We start from the raw sequence: 24,255 nt of genomic DNA, 5'->3' as shown, positions 1-24,255 counted from the left end.
CGACCCCTTCGGCGTGCCGGGGCGGCTCTGCCTCGTTGGGGTTTCGCCCCGATCTGCGCAAAATAGGTCAAGAGGATGGGTGTATTCACCCACTCCTCGACATGTTCCGATCCGTTTGACGTGCGAATCCGGACCTGGTTCCGGCATCCGGTTCCGGATCCGTCCGTTCCGTCCGATCATGGGCTCCGCAGCCCGCGACCCGAGGGGAAGAGAGCCCATGAGCGACGCCGTCCCCCAGTACGGCTTCACCGCTGCCCGGCGCGGTTACGCGCCCGAGCAGGTCGACCGAGCCCTGGTGGCTCTCACCGCCCAGCGCGACGAGGCGTGGGAGCGGCTGAGCGTGCTGGGTGCCGGGATCCGGGAGATGGAGCGCCGCCTCGCCGAGATCCGGCAGGCCGCCGCCGATGCTCCGGATCCGGACTACCACGTGCTCAGCGACCAGGCCGCCGGTCTGGCCCGGATGGCCGAGAACGAGGCCCGGGCCGTCCGGGAGGCGGCCGAGCGGTTCGCCGAGGACCTCCGCGACGAGGTCTACGAGGCCGGCCAGGACCTCGCCCGCGCTGCCAAGGAGTACGCCGCCACCGTCCGGTCCGAGGCCGACCAGGCCGCCCGCCGCATCGACGAGCGGACCCGGGCCGAGGCCGAGACGATCCGGGCCGACGCCGACCGCGAGTCCCGCGCCGTCCGGGACTCCGCCACCGCGTACGCCGCCAAGGTGCGGGTCGCGGCGGCCGAGGCCTCCGAGCGGGCCGAGGCGAAGCTGGCCGAGCTGCGCCGCGCGGCCGACGAGTCCTTCGCCGCCGCCGAGGCCAAGGCCGACGCCGAGGACTCCGCGGTCTCGGCGACCGCCGAGCGCCGGGTGAAGGAGGCCGAGCAGCACCGCGAGGCCGTGCTCGGCCGGATCAAGCAGTCGGACGCCGAGGCGCAGGCCCGGGCGGACGAGCTGATCGAGCAGGCGCGGCGCGAGGCCGAGCGGATCAACGCGGCGAGCGAGCGCGAGCAGCGCGAGTTCGCCGCGCGGCAGGAGACGGTGCAGCAGCACCTGGACCACATCAAGGGCACCCTGGCCTCGCTCACCGGCGCCGCCGTGGGCGCGATCGAGCCCGCCGAGGCCGCCGAGGAGGCCGGGGAGCCCGCGGCCGGGGAGCCGGCGGCCGTGGAGCCGGCCGAGGGCGTGCCGGCGGTGGACTCCGAGGCGGACACCGGTGAGATCGCGGTGGCCGACCTGCGCAAGGCCACCGCTCCCGCCACCGCTCCCGCCACCGAGGCGGCCACCGCGGTGCTGGCGGCGGTCACTCCCGGCCGGGTCGCCCCCGCCGCGGTCACGCCGGGGCCGGTCACGCCGGGCCCGGTGGCGCCCGCCGGCTCCGTTCCCCCCGCCGGCTCCGTTCCCGCCGCAGCCTCCGTTCCCGCCGCGGCCGCCGCGGTGCCGCCCCGCCCGTCCGCGCCTCCGAGCGCCGCGCCCGCTCCGGACGCGCCCGCGGACGGCGGGAAGCGGACCGAGGAGGAGACCCGGATCATTCCGAAGATCGTGATCGTCGACGACGGCAGCGACTACGCCACCCCGAACACGGTCGGCTACCACCGGCGCTGACGGCCCGCCGGGCTTCCGGGCGGACGGGGTCAAGAACCCCTCACCCGCGAGCAGTCGCGCCAGTCCTGGCTCCTGGGCCCTGACCGCCTCCTGGTGGGCGGTCAGGGCCTCTGCGTTCTGGTCGATCTGCTGCCGCCGGTAGCCGGCGAACGCCCCGGCACCGCGGCGTCGCCGTGCTCAGAGCACCTCGACGGCGGCGCCCGAGAGCCGGCGGCGGCAGTCCAGCACGTATCGGGCGTGTTCGGTCACGGCCTCGTAGTCGAAGTCGTCGTGGTCGGCGAGCAGCACCACCGCGTCCGCGGCGGCCAGCTCCTCCGGCGTCGCCTCGACCCGGCGGACGGCGGCGAACGGATCGCCGTGCGGGTCCTGCTCGGCGGCCCGCTGGCCGGGGATCACCGGCTCCGGCACGTGCACTCCGACCACCACATGCGGGTCGGCGGCCCGGACCTCGGCGCCCATCCTGGTCAGCAGCTCGGCGACCCGGGCGGCCGGCGTCTCGCGGGCGTCACCGGTGTTCTTCTTGTACGCGAGCCCGAGCAGCAGCACCCGGGAGCCCTTCACCGAGCGCCGGCGCTCGTTCAGCGCCTCGCCGAGCCGGCGCACCACGTAGTCAGGCATGTGGCTGTTCACGTCGTTGGCCAGCTCGACGAAGCGGAACGACTGGCCGAGGGCCCGCTCCACCCGCCAGGAGAGGTAGGACGGGTCGATCGGCAGGCAGTGCCCGCCGACGCCGGGCCCCGGCGTGAAGCGCAGGTAGCCGAACGGCTTGGTGGAGGCGGCGTCGATCGCCTCCCAGACGTCGATGCCGAGGTCGTGCGCGAACATCGCCAGCTCGTTGACCAGCGCGATGTTGACGTGCCGGAAGGTGTTCTCCAGGAGCTTGGTCAGCTCGGCCTCCTTGCAGGAGGAGACCGGCACCGTCCGCTCCACCAGCTGACCGTAGAACCCCTGGACCGCGGCCAGCGCCGCCGGGTCGACCCCCGACACCACCTTCGGGGTGTTCTCCAGCCGCCACGTCGGGTTGCCCGGGTCGATCCGCTCGGGGCTGTAGCCGAGGTGGAAGTCCCGGCCTGCGGTCAGCCCCGACCCCTCCTCCAGCAGTGGTGCGAGCAGCTCCTCGGTGGTGCCCGGGTAGGTCGTCGACTCCAGGACGACGGTCGCGCCCGGCCGCAGGTGCTGGCCGAGCAGCCGGGCCGAAGCCTCGATGAAGGACAGGTCGGGCACGCCGTCGCGCAGCGGGGTCGGCACGGTGATCACCGCGATGTCGAAGCCCGCCACGTCGGCCGGCTCGGCGGACGGCAGGTACGTCCCGTTCTCCAGCAGCGGCCGCAGTCGCTCGGCGGGGATGTCCTCGACGTACGACTCGCCGATCGCCAGCCGTTTGATCCGGCGCTCGTCCACGTCGTAGCCGACCACCTGGTGCCCCACCTCGGCCGCCCGGACCGCCAGCGGCAGCCCCACGTAGCCCTGACCCGCGATGACAACGCGCATGACGAAGAACCCCCTCCATCGCGACGCCCCCTGGCCCCTCCGGGCGTCCCCACACGGTCTTCACAACAGGGTAGGGAGCGGTGGCGGGCCGTGTGCCGGTATGCGCAAAACGGCACGGCGCGGAACGCGGGGTCCGCGGGGTGGGTGCCGGCGGTCCCGGGGCGGGCGGTGCGAGCGGTGCCCCAGAGGCGGGAGGGGTGGGAAGACGAAGGAGGCCGAGACCCGTGGCGCCCTCCAGGAAAGGGCGCCACGGTTCCCGGCGCTTGGGCGGGCGCCCCCACCCAGGGCCGCCCGGCCTCGCACCCCCGACCCCCATCGGGTGTGCGACCGTGCCACCGCAGCCATCCCCCACGGTTGGGTGCGGCGGGCACGTTCTCCATGGTGCGCGATCTCCATGGACGGGCAGTGACAGGAGTATGTCCAGTTCGTGGCAGATCGCGGAGGCGGAGCTCCGGGCCCCGGGCCGGTGATTCGTCCGCGACCGGGATTCGTCGCGGATCATCGCGGACACGGCAGTTGCTCGCCCTGCTCTCCGGCGCTTCTCCGCGCCGGGTCCGTCCCCGGCGGTCGCCGCGGCGGTCGCCGCGGCCGTGCCGGGGCCGCGTGTCGCGTACGTGTCGGCGCCGCGGCGTAGGCTGGAGACCCCCGGCCGCTGGGCGCGCCGGGCCGTTCGCGTTGCCCCGGCGGGCCTCCCCGCGTCGGGGGCAGCACCAGCCACGGGACGAAGAAGAGACTCCAGATGAGCCTGACCGGACTGCTCGATGTCGTCGCGCGGGACGCGGCGCTCGCCGAGGCGATCGAGGCCGCGACCGCCACCGGGCCGGCGGCGGGCGGCCGCCACCATCTCGACCTGGTCGGCCCGCCCGCCGCCAGGCCGTTCGCCATCGCCGCACTGGCCCGCGCGCTGGCCGGGCAGGCGGCCGGCGAGCGCGGCCGGCCGGTCCTGGCCGTCACCGCGACCGGGCGGGAGGCCGAGGACCTCGCCGCCTCGCTCCGCTCGCTGCTGCCGCCCGACGCCGTGGCCGAGTTCCCGGCCTGGGAGACCCTGCCGCACGAGCGGCTCTCGCCCCGCTCGGACACGGTGGGCCGCCGGCTGGCGGTGCTGCGCCGCATCGTCCACCCGAGGCTCGGGGACGCCTCCGAGCCGGAGGCCGGGGGAGATGCGGCAACCGGGCCGCTGCAGGTGGTGGTCGCGCCGGTCCGCTCGGTGCTCCAGCCGCAGGTGAAGGGGCTGGCCGAGCTGGAGCCGGTCGCGGTGCAGCGGGGCGAGTCGCACGACCTGGAGGAGGTGGCCCGCCGGCTGGCCGCGGCCGCCTACGCCCGTGTCGAGCTGGTGGAGAAGCGCGGCGAGTTCGCCGTGCGCGGCGGCATCCTGGACGTCTTCCCGCCGACCGAGGAGCACCCGCTGCGGGTGGAGTTCTGGGGCGATGACGTCGAGGAGATCCGCTACTTCAAGGTGGCCGACCAGCGGTCGCTGGAGATCGCCCAGCACGGCCTCTGGGCGCCGCCCTGCCGGGAGCTGCTGCTGACCGACGAGGTGCGGGCCCGGGCCGCCGAGCTGGCCGCCGCGCACCCCGGGCTCGCCGAGATCCTGGACAAGATCGCCGAGGGCATCGCGGTCGAGGGCATGGAGTCGCTGGCGCCGGTGCTGGTGGACGACATGGAGCTGCTGCTGGACGTGCTGCCGCTCGGCTCGGTCGCCGTGGTCTGCGACCCGGAGCGGGTCCGGACCCGGGCGGCCGACCTCGTGGCGACCAGCCAGGAGTTCCTGCACGCCTCCTGGGTGGCGGCCGCGGCCGGCGGCGACCGGCCGATCGACCTGGAGGCGATCGACGTCTCCGCCGCCTCGCTCTGGTCGCTGGCGGACGTCCGCGAGCACGCGGCCGAGATCGGCCTGCCCTGGTGGTCGGTCAGCCCGTTCGCGACCAGCGAGTCCAGCGTCAGCGAGGTGCTGGAGTTCGACGCCAACACGCTGACCCTGGGCATGCACGCCGTCGAGGCCTACCGCGGCGACACCGCGCGGGCGATCGCCGACGCCAAGGAGCGGCTGGCCGCCGACTGGCGGGTCGTCATGGTGACGGAGGGCCACGGCCCCGCCAGCCGGCTCGCCGAGGTGCTCGGCAACGAGGGCATCCCGGCGCGGCTGGTGGCCGACCTCGCCGAGGCGCCCACCCGGGACGTCGTCTACGTCTCCTGCGGTTCGATCGAGCACGGCTTCGTCGACGAGGCCCTGAAGCTGACCGTCGTCACCGAGACCGACCTCTCCGGCCAGAAGTCCTCCACCAAGGACATGCGCCGGATGCCGTCCCGCCGCCGCAACGCGATCGACCCGCTGGCCCTGGTGGCCGGCGACTACGTCGTCCACGAGGCGCACGGCGTCGGCCGCTACGTCGAGATGGTGCAGCGCACGGTGCAGGGCGCCACCCGCGAGTACCTGGTGCTGGAGTACGCCCCGGCCAAGCGCGGCCACCCCGGCGACCGGCTCTTCGTGCCGACCGACCAGCTGGACCAGGTCACCAAGTACGTCGGCGGCGAGGCCCCCACGCTGCACCGGCTGGGCGGCGCGGACTGGGCGAAGACCAAGCAGCGCGCCAAGAAGGCGGTCAAGGAGATCGCCGCCGACCTGATCAAGCTGTACTCGGCCCGGATGGCGGCGCCCGGCCACACCTTCGGTCCGGACACCCCGTGGCAGCGCGAGCTGGAGGACGCCTTCCCGTACGCGGAGACGCCCGACCAGCTGACCACCATCGCCGAGGTCAAGGCGGACATGGAGAAGTCCGTCCCGATGGACCGCCTGATCTGCGGCGACGTCGGCTACGGCAAGACCGAGATCGCCGTCCGGGCCGCTTTCAAGGCGGTGCAGGACGGCAAGCAGGTGGCGGTGCTGGTGCCGACCACGCTGCTGGTGCAGCAGCACTTCTCGACCTTCGCCGAGCGGTACGCCAACTTCCCGGTCACGGTGAAGGCGCTGTCCCGCTTCCAGACCGACTCCGAGGCGAAGGCCGTGCTGGAGGGGCTGTTCGAGGGCTCGGTGGACGTCGTGATCGGCACCCACCGGTTGTTCTCCTCCGAGACCCGGTTCAAGGACCTCGGCCTGGTCATCGTCGACGAGGAGCAGCGCTTCGGCGTCGAGCACAAGGAGCAGCTGAAGAAGCTGCGCGCCAACGTCGACGTGCTGACGATGTCGGCGACGCCGATCCCGCGCACCCTGGAGATGGCGGTCACCGGCATCCGCGAGATGTCCACGATCACCACCCCGCCGGAGGAGCGGCACCCGGTGCTGACCTTCGTGGGCCCGTACGACGAGAAGCAGATCTCGGCCGCGATCCGGCGTGAACTCCTGCGCGAGGGGCAGGTGTTCTACATCCACAACCGGGTCGAGTCGATCGACAAGGCGGCGGCCCGGCTGAAGGACCTCGTCCCCGAGGCGCGGATCGCCACCGCCCACGGGCAGATGGGGGAGACCCAGCTGGAGAAGGTGGTCGTCGACTTCTGGGAGAAGGAGTTCGACGTCCTGGTGTCGACCACGATCGTGGAGTCGGGCATCGACATCTCCAACGCCAACACCCTGATCGTGGAGCGCGGCGACACCTTCGGCCTCTCCCAGCTGCACCAGCTGCGCGGCCGGGTGGGCCGTGGCCGCGAGCGCGGCTACGCCTACATGCTCTACCCGCCGGAGAAGCCGCTGACCGAGACCGCCCACGAGCGCCTCGCCACCATCGCCCAGCACACCGAGATGGGCGCCGGTATGTACGTGGCGATGAAGGACCTGGAGATCCGCGGCGCCGGCAACCTGCTCGGCGGCGAGCAGTCCGGGCACATCGCGGGCGTCGGCTTCGACCTCTACATGCGGATGGTCGGCGAGGCGGTGGCCGAGTTCCGGGAGTCGCTGGCCAACGGTGGCGGCGAGCCGGAGGAGGAGCCGCTGGAGGTGAAGATCGAGCTGCCGGTGGACGCCCACGTGCCGCACGACTACGCCCCCGGCGAGCGGCTGCGGCTCCAGGCCTACCGCTCGATCGCGGCCGTCAACTCGGAGGAGGACATCGAGCACGTCCGGGACGAGCTGGTCGACCGCTACGGCAAGCTGCCCGAGCCGGTGGAGAACCTGCTGCTGGTGGCGGCGCTGCGGCTGTACGCCCGCCGCTGCGGGATCGCGGACATCACCCTGCAGGGCACCAGCATCCGGTTCGGCCCGGTGGAGCTGCGGGAGTCGCAGCAGCTGCGGCTGAACCGGCTCTACCCGCGCAGCCAGGTGAAGGCGGCCACCCGGCAGCTGCTGGTGCCGCGGCCGGCCACCGGGCGGATCGGGGGCAAGCCGCTGGTGGGGCGTGAGCTGCTGGCCTGGTGCCGGGAGTTCCTGTCCGCGATGTTCGACGACCTGGCGGGGGCGAAGAAGTAGCGCCGGGAGCGGAGCGGTCCGGCCCGGCACGGGCGCGAAGGGACCGGTCCGCCTCGGGGAGGCGGGAGGTGCGGCGGTCTCGGGCGACGGTGCCCGGGACCGCCGCTCCGTTTCGGCGCCGCCCCGCGCGGCTGCCCGCGCGTCCTCCCCGCGCGGCGCCCCGCCCGGTCCGCTGTCCGCTCCGCTGTCCGGGAAGGCCTCCGGCCGGCCGGGCGTGGGCGGTACGGTGTGCGGGGATCGGCCGTGGCACGGCCGACCGCCGTCCTCACCGCTCAGGAGCGCAGATGTCAGGGCAGTACCCCGGGCAGTTCGGACCCCCGCCCGGCGGCGTGCCCGCCGGCGGCACACCGGGCGGACCGTCCTACCCGGCCCCGCCGACCGGGTCCGTGCCCCTGCCGCTCCCCGGCGCCGGTCCCGTGGCGGCCCCCGGCCCGTACGGGGCGCTCGGCCGGACGCTGTGCATCCTGGCCCCGCTGGTCAGCTTCGGCCTGCTCGGGATGGTCCCCTCGCTGTTGCTGGCGATCCGCCGCCGGCGGGCGTACGACTTCGTCGGCGCGGTGTTCTTCACCGGCCTGTTCCTCGCCTTCCTGGTCAGCGCCGGCATCGCCGGCGGGCACAGTGACGGCACGGTGCTCGACAAGGTGGGCACCGTGGCGCTGGTGCTGCTCTGGTTCGGCGCACCGCTGCACTTCGTGGGGATGGACCTGCGCGCGGTCTGGGACGCCGGCCGGACCGCGGCCGCCCCCTACTCCGCGCCCGCCCCGCCGCCCGTCTCGCCGTACGCGGCGACCGCGATCACCCCGTACCGCGCCGGTGCGTCGCATCCGGGTGGCACCCCGGCCCCCACGGGCTCCCCGTACCCGGCCGGCCCTCCGTACCCCACCGGGACGCCGCACCAGCCGCCGCCGGCCACCCGGTTCGACGGCCCCGTCGCGCCGTACGCCACGCCCCCGACCGCCCGGGGCGGCGCCCCCGCGCCGGCCCCCGCCTCCTCGTCCGGGACCGGCGACTAGGGCGAACTGCTGCGACGACGGGCCCGCGTCGGCCTCGCCCTGGTCGACGCGGCCACCGCGCGCCGGCTGCGGACCAACCCCTGCTAGGAGCTGTTGAAGGTTCGGATCTCGCAGTAACCCGGTTCCGGGCTGGTGTCTCTGGTAGAACTCGGGGTCGTGGCGCGTTTTGACGTGACGGATGCCGAGTGGGCCTTGATCGAACCGCATGTGCCGGTGGCGGCCACCGGGCCGCTGCCCCGGCGGGTCCGGGAGCAGTTCAACGGGGTGTTGTGGCGGTTCCGTACCGGCAGCGGCTGGCGGGACGTCCCCGAGCGCTACGGAGCCTGGAGCACCGTGTACGCCCGCTTCCGGAGCTGGGTGGCCAGCGGGTTCTTCCAACTCCTGATGGACGAGTTGATCGCGGAGGCCGCCTCGCGCGGGGTGGTCGGGCTCACGCTGGTCAGCGTGGACTCCACGATCGTGCGGGCCCACCACGAGTCGTCCGGGCTGGCGGTCGCCGGGGAGACCCTGGACGCGCTCGAGCAGGCCCTGACCGAGGAAAAGGGGGTTCCACTGCCGCGGCAGAAGGCCGTGCTGAGGGTGACGAGGCAGCGGGACCGGACGACACGTCCGACCCTGACCAGGTTCGTTCCCAGGCGCGCCGTCGGCGCAGGGCCCGGGCCGCGAAAGCCGAACTCGGCCGGTCCCGGGGCGGGCTGAGCAGCAAGATCCATGCCGCTGTCGACTCTGCGGGCCTGCCACTGGCGTTCGTGCTGACCCCGGGCCAGGCGGCCGACTGCCGGCAGTTCCAGACCGTGCTCGACAAGATCCGGGTGCGCGGCCCGGTCGGCCGGCCCCGCACCCGCCCCGATGCGGTGACCGCCGACAAGGCATACTCCTCGAAGGCCAACCGCGCCTACCTGCGCAGACGCGGGATCACCGCGGTGATCCCGGAGAAGGCGGACCAGGCGGCCAACCGGAAACGGAAGGGCTCCGCGGGCGGCCGGCCGGTCACCTTCGATCCCGACCGCTATAAGCGGCGCAACCACGTCGAACGGTGCTTCCAGAAGATCAAGACATGGCGCGGCCTGGCCACTCGATACGACAAGAGCCCGGAGAGCTACACGGCAGGCCTACACCTCCGCGGATCGATCATGTGGTTGAAGTCCCTGACCTCAACCACATGATCCGAACCTTGAACAGCTCCTAGGGCTCCTGGGACCCCGCCCGGGCCACCCCCGTCCCCGACCTCCCGCCCCGGCTCGCCCCCTTGACCGATCGTGCCCCCGGAGCCCGCACCGGAGGTACGCACCGGAAGTCGGCCCCTTCGGATTCTCGTGCCCGGCGGTGCGCCGACCGTGCCCGCGCAGGTGCGCCGACCGGGCCGGCATGCGGAGGCGGGTGCCGGCGCGGCCCGGGTAGGTTCGGGGTGTGACGAATCTTCCCGGCGCGAAGCTGATCCTGCTCACCACCACCCACCGGGTGGCCCCCGGACTCCTGTCCTGGCCGGCGTGGGAGGCCCTGCGCTCGGCCGGCCGGGTGCTGGCCGCCGACGAGGGGCACCCGCAGGTGGCCGCGGTGCGCCGGGCCGGGGTCGAGGTGGAGATCGTGGCGCCCGCCTCCGCGCCGGCGCTGGCCCGGACGCTGACCGGGCAGCCGGCCGGTGCGGGGGCGACGGTCTGGCTGGGCAGCCCGGACGGCGACCCGGGCCTGACCGACGCGCTCGCCCGCCTCGCGGTCGAGCACGCGGGCGAGGTACCGGAGATCGAAGTGCTGCCCGGCTCCTACGACCTGCCCGGCGCGCGGCTGCTGGACCTGGTCTCGGTCATGGACCGCCTGCGCTCGCCCGGGGGCTGCCCCTGGGACGCCGAGCAGACCCACGCCAGCCTGGTGAAGTACCTGGTCGAGGAGGCCTACGAGCTGGTCGAGGCGATCGAGGAGGAGGACCGCGAGACGCTCCGCGAGGAGCTCGGCGACGTCCTGCTCCAGGTCTTCTTCCACTCCCGGATCGCGGAGGAGCACCCCACCGACGCCTTCTCCATCGACGACGTCGCGGGCGACATCGTCGAGAAGCTGATGTACCGCCACCCGCACGTGTTCGGTGACGCCCAGGCCGAGGGCGCCGCCGAGGTCGAAGCGAACTGGGAGGCCCTGAAGGCCGCCGAGAAGTCCGGGCGCGAGTCGGTGCTGGACGGCGTGCCGGCCGGGCTGCCGGCACTGGCGTACGCGGCGAAGCTGGTCTCCCGGGTCCGCCGGGCCGGGTTCACGGGCGTGCCGGACGCGCCGTACGAGCTGCCGGCGGAGCTGACCGCGGAGTCGGCGGGCACGCTGCTGCTGGCCGTGGCGCAGCGGGCGCACGACGCGGGCGTGGACGTGGACGCGGCGCTGCGGGCGGCCGCACGCGGCTACCGGGAGGCCGTCCGCGCGGCCGAGGGGCTCGCGCCCGAGTAGGCCGGAGCGGGCGCCGCCCGCCGGACGCGCCGCGAACCGAAGGCCGGCCAGGTGCCCGGCGGCGTGCTCAGACGCGCGCCGCCTCCTCGACCGGACGGCGCGGCTGCGGCACGACCACCTCACCGATGGCCTCGCCGACCAGCTGCAGCAGCTCCGCGAGCCGCTCCAGGTCGAGGTGGTCGGGCAGGTCGGCCAGCGAGACGATCCGCTCGCCGTCCGGGCCGGCGACGCAGAACAGGTCGATCGGCCCGAGGTGCTTCTCCGCGGTGTCGACGAGGGCGGCGACGTCGCTGGGGCGCCGGACGTCACCGCAGACGCCGACGACCGGACAGCCCGGCCGGTCGAGCTCGGCGGCGAGGTCCTCGGCGATGCCGACCTGCTCGTCCGCGATGAGGACGCCGGCGGCGCCGGCCGCGGTGAAACGGCGCGCGAGGTCGGCCCCCGACCCGCCGTCGAGTACCGCGATCACGACGACTGCCCCGGTGACCCGCATGGTGCGCTCCTCCCTGGTGGGCGGCTCCGCACCGGCGCCCACACACGTGCTTTGCGGAGGATCGTAGGCTCGTCCCGATCCTCCGCAAGAGGAATTACCCCTCAGGTGACCAGGCTCACGCCTGCCGTACGGGCGATCTCCACCGGATACGGTCGACCCATGCCAGTTCAGCCCGATCCCGCCCGCCCGTCGCTCTTCACCTGGGAGTTCGCCGCCGATCCGTATCCGGCGTACGCGTGGCTGCGGGAGCACGAGCCGGTGCACCGCACGACCCTGCCGAGCGGGGTGGAGGCCTGGCTGGTGACCAGGTACGCGGACGCCCGGCAGGCGCTCGCCGACAGCCGGCTCTCCAAGAACCCGGTCCACCACAGCACGCACGCGCACCGCACCGGCCGGGTCGGCATCCCGGGCGAGCGGCAGGCCAATCTGATGACGCACCTGCTGAACATCGACCCGCCGGACCACACCCGGCTGCGCCGCCTGGTCTCCAAGGCGTTCACCCCGCGCCGGGTGGCCGCGTTCGAGCCCCGGGTGCAGCAGCTCACCGACCGGCTGATCGACGGCTTCGCCGCCCGCGGCAGCGCCGACCTGATCCACGAGTTCGCGTTCCCGCTCCCCATCTACGCGATCTGCGACCTGCTCGGTGTGCCCGCCGAGGACCAGGACGACTTCCGTGACTGGGCGGGCATGATGATCCGCCACGGCGGCGGCCAGCGCGGCGGCGTGGGGCGGGCGGTGAAGCGGATGCGGTCGTACCTGGCGGAGCTCATCCACCGCAAGCGGGCCGACCTCGGCGACGACCTGATCTCGGGGCTGATCCGGGCCAGCGACCACGGCGAGCACCTGACCGAGAACGAAGCCGCGGCGATGGCCTTCATCCTGCTGTTCGCCGGGTTCGAGACGACCGTCAACCTGATCGGCAACGGCACCTACGCGCTGCTGCGCAACCCCGGGCAGCGGGCGCTGCTGCAGGATTCGATCGCCCGCGGCGAGACCGGCCTGCTGGAGACCGGGATCGAGGAGCTGCTCCGCTACGACGGGCCGGTGGAGCTGGCCACCTGGCGGTTCGCGACCAGCCCGCTGACGATCGGCGGGGTGGAGATCCCGGTGGGCGATCCGGTGCTGGTGGTGCTCGCGGCGGCGGACCGCGACCCGGCGCGGTTCGCCGACGAGAACACCCTCGACCTCGCTCGGACGGACAACCCGCACCTCGGCTTCGGGCACGGCATCCACTACTGCATCGGCGCTCCGCTGGCCCGCCTGGAGGGCCGCGCCGCGCTGGCCACGCTGCTCACCCGGCTGCCCGATCTGCGGCTCGCCGAAAGCCCGGAGAATCTGCGCTGGCGGGGTGGTCTGATCATGCGTGGACTTCGTGAACTTCCGGTCGAATTCACTCCGGAGAACGTGGAGAAGCTCCCCGTCTGATCGCGGGCGGGAACCGCTCGCAGTGGCCGGCGCGTCTCCGGGCCGGCGGCTCGACACGCTGACATGGCGTCGTCGAGCCGCCGAAACAGGGGGGTTGAACCATCATCAATCCGGACATACCGCCTCCGTTGGTAGACGATCGACCGTCTGCCGTAATTTCTGTGTGATATCGGCGATATGAGCTTGTGATTGGTGTGAGGATCTGTCTACTCTCCCTGGAGTTCGCAGCTGCGGACCTCGTGCGCGGAACGCCGAATCCTGCCCGCCGCGTCACGGGAAACCGACCAGAACCCCGGGCAGGGGCGGGGGACCCAGGTTTGTTGCCGTCCTCCACGGCTTGGGGTGAAGCCGCAGTCGCGGGCAGAACGCCTCGCGACACGCGGCCGGGCCACCTCCCGGTCCGAACCCGACAGCTCACCTCGCAGGCGTGCGGAGAGGGACGTCTTCATGCTGTTCGTTGGAACTGGCCGCCACCGCCGCCGTACCCAGGCCGAGAAGGCCATCGCCGTCGCCGGTGTGGCCGGCGTCGGACTCGCGATGCCGCTCCTCACCGCCACCGGCGCCTCGGCGGCCCCCGTCTCCACCTGGGACGCGGTCGCCCAGTGCGAGAGCGGCGGCAACTGGAGCATCAACACCGGCAACGGCTTCTACGGCGGCCTGCAGTTCACCTCCAGCACCTGGAAGGCGTACGGCGGCACCGCGTACGCGCCGCAGGCCAACCAGGCCAGCAAGGGGCAGCAGATCGCGGTGGCCGAGAAGGTCCTCGCCTCGCAGGGCCCGGGTGCCTGGCCGGTCTGCTCCAAGCGGGCGGGCCTGAGCAAGGGCGGCGCGGCGGCCGAGGTCGACACCGCCGCGGACGCGCCCGCCGCCCAGCAGCCCGCCGCTCCCGCGCAGCCGAAGCCGGCTCAGAAGCCCGCCCAGCCGGCTCAGAAGCCCGCGAAGCAGCACGCCCCGAAGCCCGCCGCCCAGCAGCCCGCGCAGCACGACGCCAAGGCCCCGGGCTTCTCCGGCCAGGGCGGCTGGGACGCCGACGCGAAGGTGTACTGGTACCAGAACGACGGAGGCTGGTACTGGACCAGCCACCGGAGCGTGTACGAGCAGTACGCCGGTCAGTACGCCCCCCAGGCCGCCGTCCAGTCCGCCGGGCAGTCCGGCGGGTACATCGGCCAGGGCGACAGTCCGACCCCCATTCACGTGGATCCGGCCGCCCAGCAGCAGCGCACGGACCACGGGTACACCGTCCAGGACGGCGACACGCTGGCCGGCATCGCCGCCGCCCAGGGCGTGAACGGCGGCTGGCAGGCGCTGTACGACGGCAACCGCGGCACGATCGGCGGCGACCCGGACCTGATCGTCCCCGGCCAGGTGCTCAACCTCGGCTGAACCCCGGTCGCCGAACCCGGGCCACCGCCCGACGCGCGGACGAAGGGGGGGCGGATCCGTCCCCCTTCGTCCGCATCCGGACCGCTTTCACGGGGCAACCAGGTGAACTACCGGTGGGTAGTGCGGCCACACGCTGAGACGGACCCATGGTCGACGTGGTCCCGAGAGCCCGTGCGGTTAGGCTCTGGTCGTAACGACTCCGCAATCGTCCGGCCGACCGCACCCACCGTCAGTCGGACCTGCTTCCGCTAGGAGATGCCTCGTGCCGTCCATCGATGTCGTCGTAGCCCGTGAGATCCTCGACTCGCGTGGCAACCCCACGGTCGAGGTCGAGGTCGGCCTCGACGACGGCAGCACCGGCCGTGCCGCTGTCCCGTCGGGCGCCTCCACCGGCGCCTTCGAGGCCCTGGAGCTTCGTGACGGCGACAAGAACCGCTACTTCGGCAAGGGCGTGGAGAAGGCCGTCCTGGCCGTCATCGAGCAGATCGGCCCGGAGCTGGTCGGCTACGACGCCACCGAGCAGCGTCTGATCGACCAGGCCATGCTCGACCTGGACGCCACCCCGGACAAGTCCTCGCTCGGCGCCAACGCCATCCTGGGCGTCTCCCTGGCCGTGGCGCACGCCGCCTCCGAGGCCAGCGACCTGCCGCTGTTCCGCTACCTGGGCGGCCCGAACGCGCACGTCCTGCCGGTCCCGATGATGAACATCCTCAACGGCGGCTCGCACGCGGACTCCAACGTCGACATCCAGGAGTTCATGATCGCGCCGATCGGCGCGGAGTCCTTCTCCGAGGCCGTCCGCTGGGGCGTCGAGGTCTACCACACCCTCAAGGGCGTCCTGAAGGAGCGCGGCCTCTCCACCGGCCTCGGCGACGAGGGCGGCTTCGCCCCCAACCTGGACAGCAACCGCGAGGCCCTGGACCTCATCACCGAGGCCATCCAGAAGGCCGGCTACGTGCCCGGCCGCGACATCGCGCTGGCCCTGGACGTCGCCGCCTCCGAGTTCTTCAAGGACGGCGCCTACCAGTTCGAGGGCAAGTCCCTCTCGGCCGCCGAGCTGATCGAGTACTACGCCGAGCTGGTCGCCGCGTACCCGCTGGTCTCCATCGAGGACCCGCTGGACGAGTCGGACTGGGACGGCTGGAAGGCCATGACCGTCAAGCTGGGCGACAAGGTCCAGCTGGTCGGCGACGACCTGTTCGTCACCAACCCGCAGCGCCTGGCCAAGGGCATCGAGACCGGCACCGCCAACGCGCTGCTGGTGAAGGTGAACCAGATCGGTTCGCTCACCGAGACCCTGGACGCCGTCGAGCTGGCCCAGCGCAACGGCTACCGCTGCATGATGTCGCACCGCTCCGGCGAGACCGAGGACGTCACCATCGCCGACCTGGCCGTCGCCACCAACTGCGGTCAGATCAAGACCGGCGCCCCGGCCCGCTCCGAGCGCGTCGCCAAGTACAACCAGCTGCTGCGCATCGAGGAGATCCTCGACGACGCCGCCGAGTACGCCGGCCGCGGCGCGTTCCCGCGGTTCCGCTCCGCGGACCAGTAAGCCCGGCAAGTACGAGGGCTGACACACACTGCTCCCGCCGGTGCCCCGCCTGTTCACCCCGTAGGGTGGACGGCGGGGCACCGTCGCGACCGGGCGGCGCCACCGTCGCGACCAGGAGGGGACACCGGAGAATGGCAGGCTGGAGGATCCCGGGCTTGGCGGCCCGGCCCCGCTTCACGAGCCGGGCGACCGTCCTCGTCCTGGTGCTCTGCTCCCTCGTCGCGATCCTGGCCTACCCGACCCGGCAGTTCATCTCCCAGCGCTCCGAGATCTCCGCCCAGCGGGCGAAGGCCGAGCACGCCCGGCAGCAGGTCGAGCAGCTGCGCCGGGAGAAGACGCGCTGGCAGGACCCGGAGTACGTCAGGGCGCAGGCCCGCGCCCGGCTGCACTACGCGATGCCGGGGGAGACCCCGTACATTGCGGTGGACCCGGCCGGCCGGAGCGCCGCCGAGTCACCCTCGGCTCCGCCCGCGCCGTCCGACGGTGCGGTCGCCGCCCCGGCGAAGGCCGCCAAACCCTGGTACGCGAGCGTCTGGGACTCCGTGGACGCCGCCGACGCCGCCCCGCCCTCTCCACCCGCCACTGCCCCCGCTGGAGCCAGCTCCCCCCATGACCACTGAGAACAACCCCTCCGTCCCCGACGCCGACGTCGCGGCCATCGCCGCCCAGCTCGGCCGGGTCCCGCGCGGTCTGCGCGGCGTGGCGCACCGCTGCCCCTGCGGCAACCCGGACGTCGTGGAGACGGCCCCCCGGCTCGCGGACGGCACCCCGTTCCCGACCCTCTACTACCTGACCTGCCCCAAGGCCGCCTCGCTGATCGGCACCCTGGAGGCGGACGGCGTGATGAAGGAGCAGACCGCCCGGCTCGCCGAGGACCCGGAGCTGGCCGCGGCCTACCAGAGGGCGCACGAGGACTACATCGCCCGCCGTGACGCGATCGAGGTGCTGGAGGGCTTCCCCAGCGCCGGCGGCATGCCGGACCGGGTGAAGTGCCTGCACGTGCTGGTCGGCCACTCGCTGGCGGCCGGCGAGGGCGTCAACCCGCTCGGCGACGAGGCGCTCGGCATGCTGGAGGACTGGTGGGCCAAGGGCCCGTGCGTCTCCGCGGCCGAGGTCGAGGCCGCCGGCGAGCGGGTGCTGCGCAACCGCGCCAAGGACGAGGACCACGCGGCGGTGATCGCCGCCAAGGAGCGGAAGACCGCCGAGCGCGCCGCCAAGCGTGCCGCGCAGGAGGCCGGGGAGACCGGGGAGGACGGCGAATGACGGCGACCAGGGTGGCCGCGATCGACTGCGGCACCAACTCGATCCGCCTGCTGGTCGCGGACCTCGACCCGGAGACCGGGGCGATCACCGACCTCGACCGCCGGATGATCATCAACCGGCTGGGCCAGGGCGTCGACCGCACCGGTCGGCTCCACCCCGACGCGCTGGCCCGGACCTTCGCGGCCTGCCGCGAGTACGCGGAGATCATCCGCGGCTTCGGCGTCGGCCCGGAGCGGCTGCGCTTCGTCGCCACCAGCGCCTCCCGCGACGCCGAGAACAGCGACGAGTACGTCAAGGGCGTGCGGGACATCCTCGGCGTCTCGCCCGAGGTGGTCAGCGGCGAGGAGGAGGCCCACCTCTCCTTCGTCGGCGCCACCAAGGAGCTCACCGGCGGTCAGTTCCCGGCGCCGTACCTGGTCTTCGACCTCGGCGGCGGCTCCACCGAGTTCGTGCTGGGTGCGGAGGACGTCCAGGCGGCCCGCTCGGTGGACATCGGCTGCGTCCGGCTCACCGAGCGGCACTTCGGCGGTGCCGAGCTGCCCTCGGCGGAGCAGATCGCCGAGGCGCGGGCGCACGTCCGGGCCGAGCTGGACAAGGCCGAGGAGGTCGTCCCGCTGACCGGCGCCGCGACCCTGGTCGGCCTGGCGGGGACGGTCACCACCGTCTCCGCGATCGTCCAGGACCTGCCCGGGTACGACTCGGCGGCGATCCACCACTCGCGGATCAGCCGTGAGGAGGTGGCCCGGGTCGCCGACGAGCTGCTGGCCGCCACCCACGAGCAGCGGGCGGCCATCCCCTCGATGCACCCCGGCCGGGTGGACGTGATCGCGGCCGGCGCGCTGGAGCTGCTGGAGATCATGGAGCGGACCGGCGCCGCCGAGGTGGTCGTCAGCGAGCACGACATCCTGGACGGCATCGCCTGGAGCATCGCCTCCTGAGCCCTCCCCGGCCGCTGCCCGGGCTCCCCCGGACTCGGTCCGGGCCCGCCGCGGGTACGGCCCGTAGGCCGTCCGGACGCCTTACCCGACCGGCCCCGGACCCCTCTCGGGGGCTCCGGGGCCGCGGCGCGCGCGGGGCCGCGCGACAAAGTTCGTGAATTTCTTCACATGGCGATCCCGCCATTCGTCGTGGTCCGGTGCCCGCATCGTCCGAAATGTGGGACTGAAGGCCTGCCCCGTCCGCCGCCCGCTGGATCGCAGGCTGGGCCCCGCCGAAGGTTTGACATTCGAAATCATGCGCGGGAACCCAGGCCCCACCTGGATCGTTGCTGCTCAGCGGGCCCCTTGCGGCGCAGGCGCTCGCAGGGGGGTCGAGTCGGCCGTGAGCCGGCCCGCCGGGCCGAAAACGGGGGCGCGGAGTGTAGCACGGGGTGTCCAGAACCTTGTGAGCGGGCTCACGAAGAGTGCTCCGGGGCGTGCTGGATACTTTCGGATATGAGCACCACGGAGCGTCCTCGCATCCTCATTGTCGGCGGTGGTTACGTCGGCCTGTATGCCGCGATGCGCATCCTCAAGAAGATGCGTTACGGCGAAGCGACCGTCACGGTCGTGGACCCGCGGTCGTACATGACGTACCTGCCCTTCCTTCCCGAGGCGGCCGGCGGCAACGTCGCGCCTCGCAACCTCGTCGCGCCGCTGCGCAGCGCCCTGAAGAAGGCGGAGGTGCTCACCGGTGCGGTCACCGGTGTGGACCACGCCCGCAAGGTCGCCACCATCCAGCCCGCGGCCGGCGACTCGTACGAGCTGCCCTTCGACTACCTGGTCGTCGCGACGGGCTCGGTCTCCCGCACCTTCCCGATCCCGGGTCTGGCGGAGCACGGCATCGGCATGAAGACGGTCGAGGAGGCCATCAGCCTCCGCAACCACGTCATGGCCCAGCTGGACAAGGCCGAGTCCACCACGGACGAGGCGGTCCGCCGCAAGGCCCTGACCTTCGTCGTCGTCGGCGGTGGCTTCGCCGGCGTCGAGACGATCGCCGAGATCGAGGACATGGCGCGCGACGCCGCCAAGATCTACAAGACCGTCAGCCGCGACGACATGCGCTTCATCATGGTGGAGGCGGCCAACCGCATCCTCCCCGAGGTGGGCCCGGACCTCGGTCTGTGGACCAAGGAGAAGCTCGAGGAGCGCAACATCGAGGTCTTCATCGAGACCTCGATGGAGTCCTGCGTCGACCAGCACGTCGTGCTGAAGAACGGCGTCGAGGTCGACGCCTCCACCATCGTGTGGACGGCCGGCGTGAAGCCGAACCCGGTGCTGGCCAACTTCGGCCTGCCGCTCGGCCCGCGCGGCCACGTCGACACCGCCGCGACCCTGCAGGTCCAGGGCTTCGACTACGTCTGGTCCGCCGGTGACAACGCCCAGGTGCCGGACCTCGCTTCCGGCGAGGGCGCCTGGTGCCCGCCGAACGCGCAGCACGCCTGCCGTCAGGCCGTCGTCCTCGGCGACAACGTGATCTCCGGCATGCGGGGCTTCCCGCAGAAGGAGTACAAGCACAAGAACCTGGGTGCGGTCGCCGGTCTCGGTCTGCACAAGGGCGTCGCGATCCTCTTCGGCAAGGTGAAGCTCAAGGGCCGCCTGGCCTGGTGGTTCCACCGCGCCTACCACGGCGCCATGGTCCCGACCGTGAACCGCAAGATCCGCGTCTTCACCGACTGGACGCTGGCGATCTTCCTGAAGCGCGAGACCGTGGGTCTGGCGCAGATGGAGAAGCCGTTCGAGGCGTTCCAGGAGGCCGCGGGCCCCGCGCCCAAGCCCGTCGAGGCCGCCAAGCCGGCCGCCGACAAGGAACTCGCCAGCAGCAAGTAAGCGACTGTGATCCCGGTGTGGGAGCACCGGGGTATGAGTCGGAGGCCCTCCGCCCGGCAGTGTCGCCGGACCACGACCTCCGTGGTGCTCAGCCGGCCGTGCGACCGGGCGGAGTACATCAGCACGAGAATGCCCCAGCCGGAGCTCCGGCTGGGGCATTCCGTCGTTCGCACCACCGCGTCCGGGGCCGGGTGCGCGAGGGCCGGTCCCTCCGCGCCCGGCCCCGACGTCCCATCGCACTCGGACGCGCTGATTCCCGGGCACCCGGACGCCTGGGCACCCGGGCACCCGGGCACCCGGACACCCGGGCACGCGAAGGCCCCGGTCGCCCGGGGCCCTCGACGACCTCGTGTCAGTCCGTCTTGATGCTCGCCAGGATGTCGAGCTTGGAGGCCCGGCGGGCGGGCCAGAAGGCGGCCACCAGGCCGACCACGCCGGCCAGCGCCAGGAAGAGAAGCAGCTGCCCGTACGGGAGCACCGTGGTCAGCCCCTGCAGGCTGGACTTCAGCGTGCCGTTGATCGCCCAGGCCATGAAGCAGCCGAGCAGGACACCGATCCCGGCGCCGAAGACCGAGATCACCACCGACTCCAGGCGGACCATCCGCTTGATGCCGCTGCGGTCCAGGCCGATCGCCCGCAGCATCCCGATCTCGCGCTTGCGCTCGAAGACCGACATGGCCAGCGTGTTGACCACCCCGAGGATCGCGACGATCACGGACATCGCCAGCAGGCCGTACATCATGTTCAGCGCGAAGGTGATGGTCTGGCTGAACTCGTCCCGGACGTCCTGCAGCGACTTGACCTCGATCACCGGGTTGGCGCCGGTGGCGTTCTTCAGCGACTGCTTCAGCGTGTCGCTCGCGCCGCCGGTGCCCTTGACCAGGACGTCGCTGATGTACGGCGCGGGCTCGTGCTTGACGATCTCGGAGTTGGCCAGGACGACCGGTCCGAGCATCCCGCCCGCCTCGTAGACACCGCCGACGGTGACCTGGCCGGTGGACTTGTCCGGGTAGGTGAGCGTGACGGTCGAGCCGGTGTCGAGGCCGTTCTTCTTGGCCACGTCCGCGTCGACCAGGATCCTGCCCTGGCCGAGCGCGGCGGCCGAGCCGCTGGTCATCTTCATCGCGACGAGCTTGTCGAAGCCGTCCGCGTTCAGACCGGTGATCGACCGGGTGCTGCCGTTGAGCTTCCAGTAGACCGTGGTGAGCGGCGAGGAGGCGGCCACACCCGGTGCCTTCGCGAGCTCCGCCGGGACCTTCTCCGACAGGCCCATGCCGTTGGCCGCCCCGACCACGTAGTCGGCCTTCATCGTGCTGGTGACGGCCTTGTCGATCGCGCCGCCGATCGAGGAGCCGAGCACCGTCAGACCGCTGACCAGGGTCAGGCCGATGGTGAGGGCGGCCGCGGTGGCGGCGGTGCGGCGGGGGTTGCGGACGGCGTTCTGCCGGGCGAGCTTGCCGGGCGTCCCGAACAGCCCGCCGAGGACCGGCCCGACCAGGGCGATCACCGGGCGGGAGAGCAGCGGCAGCAGGATGAAGACGCCGACCAGGGCCAGCAGCGCGCCGAGCGCGACCGGCATCCGGCCGTCGCTGTTGCCGGTGGAGGCGCCGTAGGCGATCAGCGCGACGCCGCCGGCGGCCAGCACCGAGCCGATGGCGTTGCGCACCACCAGGCTCTTCTGGGTGCCGGGCTGGTCGCCGCTGCTCATCGCGGCGACCGGGGCGATCCGGGAGGCGCGCATCGCGGGCAGCAGGGCGGAGAGCACCGTGACCAGGACGCCGATCACCAGGGTGACCGCCACCGTCATCGGCTTGACGACCAGTGAGCCGCTGGGCATGCCGCTGTCCAGCGCGCCGACCAGGGACTGCAGACCGGCGCCGATCCCGATGCCGGCCACCAGCCCGGCCGCGGCGGAGACGGTGCCGATCACCAGGGCCTCTGCCAGCACCGAGAGGGTGACCTGCTTGCGGCTGGCGCCGATCGCCCGCAGCAGGGCGAGCTCCTTGGTGCGCTGGGCGACCAGCATGGTGAAGGTGTTGGCGATGATGAAGATGCCGACGAAGAGGGAGATCCCGGCGAAGGCGAGCAGCATGGTCCGCATGCTCTCGGTGCCGGACTCGATCATCCTCTGCTCGTCGTCCTTGAGCTGCTGGCCGGTCTCGGCGTCGATCTGGTCGCCGTCCGGCAGCTTCTGCTCGGCCTGGGCGAGCAGGGCGCTCTCGGTGGTGCCGGGCTTGGCGCCGAGCACGATGCTGCTGTAGCGGCCGGGCTCCAGCAGCAGCTGCTGGGCGGTGGCGCGGTCGAACAGGGTGAGCGTGCCGCCGGAGTTCACCACCGGGTCGTCGGTGCTGAAGACACCGGTGAGCTTCGCCTCGACGACCGGGCCGTTGGAGGCGACCCGGACGGTGTCGCCGACCTTGTAGCCGCCCTTCTCGGCGGTCCTGCGGTCGAGCGCGATCTCCTTGGCCGTCTTCGGGCCCTGGCCCTCGACCATCGGGTAGCGGGCGTCCCGGCCGTCCGCGCCGGGGGAGTAGTTGGCGCCCTTGGCGGCCCAGGCCTTGCCGATCAGGGTGCCGTTCTTGTCGGCGACGCCGGTGAATCCGCTCACCACACCGCGCGCGCTCGCCGTCCCGGGCAGGGCGGCGAGCTGCTGGACGGTGGCGTCGGTCAGGGTGGCGGGGCTCTTCTCGCTCTTCTCCCGGGCGGTCGCGTCGGTGCCCGCTGCGCGGTCGACGATCTGGACCGACACGTCCGAGTAGCTCTTGGAGTTGCTGTCCCGCATGGCCTTGCCGAAGGTGTCGGAGAAGACCATGGTGCCGGCGACGAAGGCGGTGCCGAGGAGGACGGCGAGGGCCGTCATCAGGAGTCGGCCCTTGTGGGCGAGCACGTTGCGCAGTGCGGTGCGGTACATGGGGTGTCCTGTGGTCTGCGGAGGGGCGGGCTGGTGCCGGTGGAGCGTCAGCTCGTCCGGCCCTTGGCGTCGAAGCGGCGCATGCGGTCCAGGACGGTGTCGGCGGTGGGGTGGGTGAGCTCGTCGACGATGCGGCCGTCGGCGAGGAAGACGACGCGGTCGGCGTAGGCGGCGGCGACGGGGTCGTGGGTGACCATGACGACGGTCTGGCCGAGTTCGCGGACGGAGTTGCGGAGGAAGGCGAGGATCTCGGCGCCGGAGCGGGAGTCGAGGTTGCCGGTGGGTTCGTCGGCGAAGATGATGTCGGGCTTGCCGGCGAGGGCGCGGGCGCAGGCGACGCGCTGCTGCTGGCCGCCGGAGAGCTGGCTGGGGCGGTGGGAGAGGCGGCCGGAGAGGCCGACGGTGTCGACGACGCGGTCGAGCCAGGCCTTGTCGGCCTTGCGGCCGGCGATGTCCATCGGGAGGGTGATGTTCTCCAGGGCGGTGAGGGTGGGGAGGAGGTTGAAGGCCTGGAAGATGAAGCCGATGTGGTCGCGGCGCAGCTGGGTGAGCTGCTTGTCCTTGAGGCCGACGAGTTCGGTGTCGCCGATGGTGGAGGAGCCGGAGGAGACGGTGTCGAGGCCGGCCATGCAGTGCATGAGGGTGGACTTCCCGGAGCCGGAGGGGCCCATGATGGCGGTGAACTCGCCCTGGGCGAAGGCCACGGTGACGTCGTCGAGGGCGACGACGCGGGTCTCCCCCTCCCCGTAGACCTTGTTCAGGCCGGTGGCGCGGGCGGCCGCCCGGCCGGTACGGACGGCGGTTGCGGGCATCGTCACGGGAAACTCCTGCGGGGACGGATTCGGATGATCGGGTTCCGTTCAATCCTCCCAATCCGCGCAGGTCGGAAGTGTCGCCCCGCGGTACGGAGGCCCCCCGCCGTCCCGGCGGGACGGCGGGGAGTTCTCTCCTCCTCTGGGATGACACCGCCCCGGAGGCCGTCGGCCGCGGCCGGGTCGCGCTGCGGCTTCCGGGCCCCGCCCTCCCGGCTACTCGAGGGCGACGCCCCACTGCACCGCGAGGCCGGCCAACCCACCCGCCACCGCCTTCCCGGACGGCGTGAACGTCCAGGCGCCGCCACGCCGTTGGAAGGAGCCGACCAGCATCGCGGTCTCCGGCACGCCGCCCGTCGCGGCCGCCCAGCGCTCCGGCCCGGTGGTGTGCGGGCCGTACGAGCCGGTGAGGGCCAGCCCGTGCACGTAGCCGAGCGGCAGGGCGGGCGGCTCCTCCTCCTCGGTCGAGACCGCGACCACCACCTCGTCCGCCGCAGCCGGCAGCCGCTCCGGATCCAGCGTCAGCTCGGCGGCCCGGACCGGCTCACCGGGCACCGAGCGGGTCGGGTGGAGGCGCACGGCGCCGTCCGAATCCTGCGGGTTGTTGAAGAACACGAAGTGCTCGTCGCTGAGCACCCGCCCGCTCGCGCAGACGAAGGCGGAGACGTCCAGTTCCACGGCG

Annotated in this window: 16 protein-coding genes, 1 pseudogene and 1 riboswitch; of the genes and pseudogenes, 12 read left to right on the top strand and 5 right to left on the bottom strand. The window is 72.9% G+C overall.

What is annotated here, in order from left to right; translation table 11 throughout:
• Positions 1-217 precede the first annotated feature (217 nt).
• Positions 218-1,594: a hypothetical protein gene (locus MCM47_RS42015; RefSeq protein ID WP_255753112.1), complete on the top strand. Its 1,377-nt coding sequence runs from the start codon at positions 218-220 to the stop codon at positions 1,592-1,594.
• A gap of 177 nt (positions 1,595-1,771) precedes the next feature.
• On the opposite strand, the gene MCM47_RS32655 is transcribed toward MCM47_RS42015, so the two are convergent.
• On the bottom strand, positions 1,772-3,085 hold the full coding sequence (locus MCM47_RS32655) for a nucleotide sugar dehydrogenase (protein ID WP_238949666.1): 1,314 nt from the start codon (positions 3,083-3,085) through the stop codon (positions 1,772-1,774).
• A gap of 739 nt (positions 3,086-3,824) precedes the next feature.
• Here MCM47_RS32655 and mfd point away from each other — a divergent pair.
• From mfd to MCM47_RS32635, 4 genes and pseudogenes are all read left to right on the top strand, one after another.
• Positions 3,825-7,484 carry a transcription-repair coupling factor gene (gene mfd, locus MCM47_RS32650; RefSeq protein ID WP_238949664.1) on the top strand — a complete coding sequence of 1,220 codons (3,660 nt, stop codon included), beginning with the start codon at positions 3,825-3,827 and terminating at the stop codon, positions 7,482-7,484.
• Positions 7,485-7,768: 284 nt separating this feature from the next.
• Positions 7,769-8,497, top strand: a complete 729-nt coding sequence (locus MCM47_RS32645) for a hypothetical protein (protein ID WP_238949657.1) — start codon at positions 7,769-7,771, stop codon at positions 8,495-8,497.
• Between the two features lie 156 nt (positions 8,498-8,653).
• Positions 8,654-9,663, top strand: a pseudogene (locus MCM47_RS32640) (IS5 family transposase).
• A gap of 244 nt (positions 9,664-9,907) precedes the next feature.
• Positions 9,908-10,927 carry a MazG family protein gene (locus MCM47_RS32635; protein WP_238949655.1) on the top strand — a complete coding sequence of 340 codons (1,020 nt, stop codon included), beginning with the start codon at positions 9,908-9,910 and terminating at the stop codon, positions 10,925-10,927.
• Between the two features lie 67 nt (positions 10,928-10,994).
• On the opposite strand, the gene MCM47_RS32630 is transcribed toward MCM47_RS32635, so the two are convergent.
• Positions 10,995-11,420, bottom strand: a complete 426-nt coding sequence (locus MCM47_RS32630) for an SDR family NAD(P)-dependent oxidoreductase (protein ID WP_238949653.1) — start codon at positions 11,418-11,420, stop codon at positions 10,995-10,997.
• A 159-nt stretch (positions 11,421-11,579) separates the two neighbouring features.
• Here MCM47_RS32630 and MCM47_RS32625 point away from each other — a divergent pair, with 159 nt between their 5' ends.
• The 7 genes from MCM47_RS32625 to MCM47_RS32590 all read left to right on the top strand — a co-directional run bounded on the left by MCM47_RS32625 (position 11,580) and on the right by MCM47_RS32590 (position 19,850).
• A complete protein-coding gene (locus MCM47_RS32625; RefSeq protein ID WP_238949652.1) occupies positions 11,580-12,845 on the top strand; it encodes a cytochrome P450 in 1,266 nt (421 codons plus the stop codon).
• Between the two features lie 272 nt (positions 12,846-13,117).
• Positions 13,118-13,287, top strand: a riboswitch (cyclic di-AMP (ydaO/yuaA leader).
• A gap of 5 nt (positions 13,288-13,292) precedes the next feature.
• On the top strand, positions 13,293-14,228 hold the full coding sequence (locus tag MCM47_RS42725; RefSeq protein WP_305068053.1) for a transglycosylase family protein: 936 nt from the start codon (positions 13,293-13,295) through the stop codon (positions 14,226-14,228).
• 262 nt (positions 14,229-14,490) lie between these two features.
• On the top strand, positions 14,491-15,780 hold the full coding sequence (gene eno / locus MCM47_RS32610; RefSeq protein ID WP_238949651.1) for a phosphopyruvate hydratase: 1,290 nt from the start codon (positions 14,491-14,493) through the stop codon (positions 15,778-15,780).
• Between the two features lie 155 nt (positions 15,781-15,935).
• A complete protein-coding gene (locus MCM47_RS42720) occupies positions 15,936-16,400 on the top strand; it encodes a septum formation initiator family protein (protein WP_305068052.1) in 465 nt (154 codons plus the stop codon).
• Positions 16,372-17,043: a DUF501 domain-containing protein gene (locus MCM47_RS32600; RefSeq protein ID WP_374209247.1), complete on the top strand. Its 672-nt coding sequence runs from the start codon at positions 16,372-16,374 to the stop codon at positions 17,041-17,043. Before MCM47_RS42720 ends, MCM47_RS32600 begins: the two co-directional genes overlap by 29 nt.
• The gene (locus MCM47_RS32595; RefSeq protein ID WP_238949647.1) at positions 17,040-17,981 is read left to right on the top strand and encodes a Ppx/GppA phosphatase family protein; all 942 of its coding nucleotides are present in this window, start codon (positions 17,040-17,042) and stop codon (positions 17,979-17,981) included. Before MCM47_RS32600 ends, MCM47_RS32595 begins: the two co-directional genes overlap by 4 nt.
• Before the next feature lie 495 nt (positions 17,982-18,476).
• On the top strand, positions 18,477-19,850 hold the full coding sequence (locus tag MCM47_RS32590; RefSeq protein ID WP_238949644.1) for an NAD(P)/FAD-dependent oxidoreductase: 1,374 nt from the start codon (positions 18,477-18,479) through the stop codon (positions 19,848-19,850).
• Positions 19,851-20,202: 352 nt separating this feature from the next.
• On the opposite strand, the gene MCM47_RS32585 is transcribed toward MCM47_RS32590, so the two are convergent.
• From MCM47_RS32585 to MCM47_RS32575, 3 genes are all read right to left on the bottom strand, one after another.
• Entirely contained in the window at positions 20,203-22,761 is a 2,559-nt protein-coding gene (locus tag MCM47_RS32585) for an ABC transporter permease (RefSeq protein WP_238949642.1), read from the bottom strand.
• Positions 22,762-22,808: 47 nt separating this feature from the next.
• The gene (locus MCM47_RS32580) at positions 22,809-23,579 is read right to left on the bottom strand and encodes an ABC transporter ATP-binding protein (protein ID WP_374209245.1); all 771 of its coding nucleotides are present in this window, start codon (positions 23,577-23,579) and stop codon (positions 22,809-22,811) included.
• A 210-nt stretch (positions 23,580-23,789) separates the two neighbouring features.
• Positions 23,790-24,255: TerD family protein (locus MCM47_RS32575; protein ID WP_238949641.1), on the bottom strand; the 466-nt coding region annotated here is incomplete at its 5' end.

Origin of the sequence: Kitasatospora sp. A2-31 (genome assembly GCF_022288725.1) — a bacterium.
Classification (GTDB): Bacteria; Actinomycetota; Actinomycetes; order Streptomycetales; family Streptomycetaceae; genus Kitasatospora.
Note: the sequence above shows the minus strand (reverse complement) of the source record. Positions and strands in the feature narration are given on the sequence as shown.